Raw genomic sequence first — 5,091 nt, forward strand, 5'->3', positions numbered from 1 at the left:
GGGCGGGGCCCGCGCAGTCGCCGGGCTTCATGGCCCGGCGGACCGTCATGACCTGTTCGCGCGGCACGTCCCGGACGAACTCGCGGACGTAGCCGTCGGCCGGGGAGCCGACGATCTCCTCCGGGGTGCCGAGCTGGACGACCTTGCCGTCGCGCATCAGGGCGATCCGGTCGCCGAGCTTCAGCGCCTCGCTCAGGTCGTGCGTGATGAAGACCATCGTGCGGCCCTCCTCGCGGTGCAGGCGGACGACCTCCTCCTGCATGTCCCGCCGGATCAACGGGTCGAGGGCGCTGAACGGCTCGTCGAACAGGAGGACCTGCGGGTCCACCGCGAGCGCCCGCGCGAGGCCGACGCGCTGCTGCTGGCCGCCGGAGAGCTGGGACGGCTTGCGCTGCTCCATGCCCTCCAGGCCGACCTTGGCGACGACCTCGGCGGCCCGCGCCCGGCGCTCGGCCTTGCCGACGCCCTGGATCTCCAGGCCGTAGGCGACGTTGTCGAGGACCGTGCGGTGCGGGAGCAGGCCGAAGTGCTGGAACACCATCGCGGCGCGGTGCCGGCGCAGTTCGCGCAGCCGGGCCTTGTCCATCGCGCGGACGTCCTCGCCGTCGATGCAGATCGTGCCGGCCGTCGGTTCGATGAGCCGGGTCAGACAGCGCACCAGCGTGGACTTGCCGGAGCCGGACAGGCCCATGACGACGAAGACCTCGCCCTTGCGGACGTCGAAGCTCACGTCACGGACGGCGGCCGTGCAGCCGGTCTGCGCGCGCAGGTCGGCGGGGGCCAGGGCGGACAGTTCGGCGTCCTCGGGGACACGGTCCGCCTTGGGGCCGAAGACCTTCCACAGCCCGTCGACGGAGAACACGGCGTTGTCCGCGGTCGGCGGCTTCTCCATGGTCGCGGTCGTACTCATCACGCACCACCTCCCAGCAGGTCCACGGCTTTCTCACCGACCATGAGCACCCCGATCATCGGGTTCACGGCGGTCATGGTCGGGAACACGGACGCGTCCGCGATGCGGATGCCGTCCAGGCCGCGGATCCGCAACTCGGGGTCGACCACGGCCAGTTCGTCGTCGACGGCACCCATCCGGCAGGTGCCCGCCGGGTGGTACACGGTGTGCGCGACCTTGCGCGCGTACTCGCTCAGCTCCTCGTCACCGGTGACGTCGGGGCCGGGGCACACCTCGCGCTTCAGCCAGTCGGCCAGCGGTTCGGTCCGCGCGATCTCGCGGGCGATCCTGATGCCGTCGACGAGGGTGCGGGCGTCGTAGTCGTCCTCGTCGGTGAAGTAGCGGAAGTCGAGGGCGGGCTTGACCTCCGGGTCCGCGCTGGTCAGGTACAGGCGGCCGCGGCTCTTCGGCTTGGGGATGTTCGGGGTCATCGAGACGCCGTACGCCGGGCGTTCGTAGCCGAGGCGCTCCGGGTTGTCGGTGAAGGGGACCTGGTAGAAGTGGAACATCAGGTCCGGGCCCGGGTGTTCGGGGTCGCGGCGCACGAACAGGCCCGCGTCGGAGTCCATCGCGGAGTTCTCGGGGATCGGACCGTCCGTCTCCCAGACGATGACCGACTCGGGGTGGTCGAGGAGGTTCTCGCCGACGCCCGGCAGGTCGTGGACGACCGGGATGCCGAGGGCTTCGAGGTCCTTGCGGGGGCCGATGCCGGAGTGGAGCAGCAGGCGGGGCGAGTCGACGGCGCCCGCGCACAGGACGACCTCGCGGCGGGCCCTGATCAGGGTCTCCCGGCCGTCCTTGGAGCGCACGTGCACGCCCTGCGCGCGCGTGCCGTCCAGTTCCAGCTTGTACGCCCAGGTCTCCAGCAGGATGGTGAGGTTGGCCCGCTCGTCCATGACGGGGTGCAGATACGCCACCGACGCCGAGGAGCGCTTGTTGTTCTCGGGGTGGTAGGCCAGGTCGAAGAAGCCGACGCCGTCGTCGAAGGGCTTCTTGTTGAAGCCCTCGACGCGCGGGACGTCGAGCGCCTTCTGGGCCGCGTCGACGAAGTCGCGGGCGATGGCGTTCCGGTCCTTCTCGTCGACCGGGACGATGTTGTTCTTCAGCCGGGCGTAGTACGCCTCCATCGGGACCGCGCCCCAGCCCTTGGCGCCGGCCTCCTCCCACTCGTCCCAGTCGGACGGCAGCGGCTTGAAGGCGATCAGGGTGTTGTGGGAGGAGCAGCCGCCGAGGACCCGGGCGCGGCTGTGCCGGATGTGGGAGTTGCCGCGCGGCTGCTCGGTGGTCGGGTAGTCGTAGTCGAGCTCGCCGCCGAGCAGGCCCATCCAGCGGCGCAGGGTGAGGACGTCGTCCCGGCCGACGTCACTGGGGCCGCCCTCGATGACGGCGACGGTGACATCGGGGTTCTCGGTGAGGCGGGAGGCTATGACGGAACCTGCTGTCCCGCCGCCTATGACGACGTAGTCGTACTCCTGTTTGGACTCGGACATGGGGGTACTCCAGGGAAGTCTTGAGAGAGAGGGGAGGGAGCGAGTGGGGTCAGCCCGCGAACCAGCGGACCGGCTTGGGCGCCAGGTTCTGGTAGACGTGCTTGCTCTCGCGGTACTCGGCGAGGCCGGCGGGGCCGAGCTCGCGGCCCACCCCGCTCTTGCCGAAACCGCCCCACTCCGCCTGCGGGAGGTAGGGGTGGAAGTCGTTGATCCAGACGGTGCCGTGGCGCAGCCGCCCTGCGACGCGGCGGGCGCGTCCGGCGTCGGCGGTCCAGACGGCACCGGCGAGGCCGTACTCGGTGTCGTTGGCGAGGGCGATCGCCTCGTCCTCGGTGCGGAAGGTCTCGACGGTGAGGACCGGTCCGAAGACCTCCTCCCGCACGACCCGCATCTCGCGGTGGCAGCGGTCGAGGACGGTGGGCTCGTAGAAGTAGCCGTCGGCGGGCCGCTCGGGCGACGGCTCGGGGCGCTGGCCGCCGGAGCGCAGCACCGCGCCCTCGGCGAGCGCGGAGGCGACGTAGGACTCGACCTTGGCGCGCTGCTGTTCGGAGACCAGCGGCCCGCACTCGACGCCGTCCTCGGTGCCGCGGCCGAGGCGGATCTTCGCGGCCCGGCGGGCGAGTTCGGCGACGAACCGGTCCCGGACGGACTCCTCGACGATGAGGCGGCCGCCCGCGGAGCAGACCTGGCCGCTGTGGATGAAGGCGGCGTTGAGGGCCTGGTCGACGGCGGTGTCGAAGCCCTCGGGGGTGGCGCAGGCGTCGGCGAAGACCACGTTGGGGTTCTTGCCGCCGAGTTCGAGGGCGACCTTCTTGACCGAGACGGCGGCCGCCTGGGCGACCTTGGTGCCGCTGACCAGGCCGCCGGTGAAGGAGACCAGGTCGACGTCGGGGTGTTCGGCGAGCCGGGCGCCGACGGTGTGGCCGGGGCCGGTCACGATGTTGGCGACCCCGTCCGGCAGTCCGGCCTCGGCCAGCAGCTCGATGAGCGCGATGGTCGTCATCGGGGTGATCTCGCTCGGCTTGACCACGAAGGTGTTGCCGGCCGCGAGCGCCGGGGCGATCTTCCAACTGGCCTGGAGGAGCGGGTAGTTCCAGGGGGTGATCAGCGCGCACACGCCGACGGGTTCGTGCACGACGACACTGTGGACGTCCGTCGAGCCGGCGTCGACGACCCGGCCGGGAGCCTCACCGGCGACCAGGTCGGCGAAGTAGCGGAAGGCGTCGGCGACACAGTCGATGTCGACCCTGCCCTCCTCCACCGTCTTGCCCGCGTCCCGGCTCTCCAGGAGGCCGAGTTCTTCGCGGTCGCGTACGAGAAGATCGGCGACGCGGCGCAGCAGCGCGGCGCGTTCGGCGACGGGAGTGAGCGGCCAGGGGCCCTGTCCTGAGTCGAAGGCCCGGCGGGCGGCGTCGACCGCCAGGTCGGTGTCCTTCTCGTCCCCCTCGGCGACCACGGCGAACGGCCGCGCGTCGGCGGGGTCGAGGATCTCGCGGGTGGCTCCGGAGACGGCTGCGCGCCATTCGCCGCCCGCGTGGATGGTGTGCGGCTCCCGCCGCGCGTGCTGTCCGGCCATGATCGGTGTTGCCTTCCGTTCCTGTTCGGTTCCCCTGTGTCACACGGGTGTCACTGACGGGGACCGTCGTCGCATGCCCCAGCGCCTCGATTGCATGCGCAATCGATGGCCGAAAGTGCGCTGGCTCACTGAAATTGCGGACAAACAGGGCGGAAAGCCACACGGCGGGTGCGGCCGGGCGCCGACTCAGTCGATCGACGCCAGGTCGCAGGTGTAGGAGGCGCAGAAGCCGGAGAGAGCGGTCGTCAGCAGTTCCAGTTCGTCCTCGCCGCCGTCCTTCTCCAGTCCGTACACGGCGACCGCGTAGATGAGGCCGTCCTGGGCGACGAACCGCTCGTCGTAGACGTGCCAGGGGCCGACGTCCGGCTCGCCGCTGAGCGAGTCGGCCCGGTACTCCAGGCGTTCGCCGGTGAACCCGGCCTCCTGGACGGGCTGGAGGCCGAGCTTCTCGAAGCCGTCCGGCTTGGGGGTGTCCGCGGAGAGGTACAGCTCGAAGGACGCCTCCGGGGACTCCTCCGCGACCTGGTACACCTGGATTCTCCGCTTGCCGTCCGAGCTGCGGTAGTTGACCACGTCGATGCCGTACTGGGACGCCTTGGCGGTGCGCGACCAGCCCAGGGGCCGTGCGATGCGGAAGCCCTCCTGGTCCTCGTACAGCTCGTATCCGGCGGGGAGTTGCGGTGTCGAGGCGAGCGGGGAGGGGGTGTCCTCGGTCGGTGACGGGGTCGGCGACTCCTCGGGGCCGCTCTGCTGCGAGACGACCGGGGTGGGCGTCGGGCTGGGACCGTCGGCCTTGTGGTCCTCGTCGCCGCCGACGACCAGCGTCAGCACCAGGGTCACGGCGACACCGACGGCGACGACACCGCCGAGCGCGGACCACAGGAGACGGCGGTTCGTCCCGGCCCCGGGCCCCGGATCGGTCGTTGGGCCCGCCGTCGACCAGGCGGCCCCGGACCACTCGGCCGACGGGGCGGATCCGCCCCCGAGCTGCTCGGCCGAGGACCAGCCGCCGCCGGCGGTGCCGGGTCCGTGCCAGGTGCTGCCGTCACCGGCGGCGGGCCAGCCCGCGGGAGGGG

General features: G+C 71.5%; 4 protein-coding genes. All 4 read right to left on the reverse strand.

What is annotated here, in order from left to right:
- The coding region (locus tag AOJ26_RS34010; protein WP_053852223.1) for a quaternary amine ABC transporter ATP-binding protein at window positions 1-910 on the reverse strand (910 nt) is incomplete at its 3' end.
- Window positions 910-2,439, reverse strand: coding sequence for a GMC family oxidoreductase (locus AOJ26_RS34015; protein WP_053852224.1), 1,530 nt, complete (start codon window positions 2,437-2,439; stop codon window positions 910-912). The genes AOJ26_RS34015 and AOJ26_RS34010, both read right to left, overlap by 1 nt.
- A gap of 49 nt (window positions 2,440-2,488) precedes the next feature.
- Entirely contained in the window at window positions 2,489-4,015 is a 1,527-nt protein-coding gene (locus tag AOJ26_RS34020; protein WP_053852225.1) for an aldehyde dehydrogenase family protein, read from the reverse strand.
- A gap of 186 nt (window positions 4,016-4,201) precedes the next feature.
- Window positions 4,202-5,091 (reverse strand): hypothetical protein (locus AOJ26_RS34025; protein ID WP_053852226.1); only part of this gene is annotated, 890 nt, incomplete at its 5' end.

The organism is Streptomyces sp. NRRL B-24085 (genome assembly GCF_001282115.1).
Classification (GTDB): domain Bacteria; phylum Actinomycetota; class Actinomycetes; order Streptomycetales; family Streptomycetaceae; genus Streptomyces.